Origin of the sequence: Alienimonas sp. DA493 (genome assembly GCF_043951915.1) — a bacterium.
Lineage (GTDB): Bacteria > Planctomycetota > Planctomycetia > Planctomycetales > Planctomycetaceae > Alienimonas.
In genome coordinates this window covers 1-1126 of sequence record NZ_JBINJD010000325.1, presented here as the reverse complement: position 1 = coordinate 1126, position 1126 = coordinate 1, and the positions used below count along the sequence as shown (strand labels likewise).

Below are 1126 nucleotides of genomic sequence, written 5' to 3'. Positions count from 1 at the left end.
TGCTGGAGTGCCAGAACAACGTCAAGAACATCACCCTGGCCCTCACCAACAAGGCCACCGGCGACAGCGGCAAGCTGCCCCACATCCGCGACGGCGTCTTCCGCCTGCAGGACGGCAGCCCGGAGGGCACCGCCCTCAACACCTGGCCCCGGGCGATCCTGCCGCAGATGGACGCCCGCCCGCAGGACCGGGCCCTCAGCAGCCTCGAGGAACTGCACCTGAACGCGACGGACGCCTCCGCGTTCGCGACCCGCTTCGACGCCCTGAACCTCGGCGACGGTCAGATCCAGAGCTACGTCTGCCCGGACGACAGCGCGAACGACATTAAGAGCTTCGGCCTCAGCTACCGCGTGAACGCCGGTTATATCGCCGCCTCGCTCGTGCCCGGCGCCGGCGAAGCCCTGGATCCGGCGGCGGAAAGCACCCACGTTCCCGGCGCCTACGACTGGCGGGTCGCCGGCACGAACCCGACCGACGACGCCGGCGTTCAGCTGAAGAGCGGGGCAATGCACAACCCGATCAACGGCGACCTCAACGCCCGGAACGGCGCCGGGGCGGTGATCGGCGCCCCGGCCCAGCTGACGCTGGACCAGATCGGCAACTGGGACGGCACGACGAACACCCTGTGGGTGTCCGAGAACAACACCGCCGCGAACTGGTTCGACGACAACACCTTCGGCCTCGCCTTCGGCGCCCTGGTGCTCGACGATTCCCGCGTGATGGACTTCCCGACCGCCGACCCGGACACGACGGCGAACTTCTCGGAGAAGGGCAAGCCGAACCTGCAGTTCAACGACGGCATCACCCGGCCGGTCCCGATGTCGGAGCACTCCGGCGGCGCGATCGCCGTCGGCTTCTGTGACGGTCGGGCCGCGACCATCAGCGACAGCATCAGCCGCAGCGTTTACCTGCGATTGATCTCCAGCGGCGGTTCGCGACTGTCCTACCCGCGGACGGACGCCGTGCCGGCCGCCCTGCGGGGCGCGCCGCTGCAGGCCCCGGTCAGCTCCTCCGACTTCGACTGAGTCGGACGCACCCCGTCCTTCCCGTCGCCGCGGCCGGTTCGCCGGTCGCGGCGTTTTCGTGCGCCGGGGCCGCGAAGGCAGAACCACGCGGCGGCTCCTTC

General features: G+C 69.9%; 1 protein-coding gene. It reads left to right on the top strand.

Features of this window, described 5'->3' with window-relative positions:
- Positions 1–1025 (top strand): DUF1559 domain-containing protein (locus ACG2DA_RS22800; protein WP_395259001.1); only part of this gene is annotated, 1025 nt, incomplete at its 5' end.
- Positions 1026–1126 lie beyond the last annotated feature (101 nt).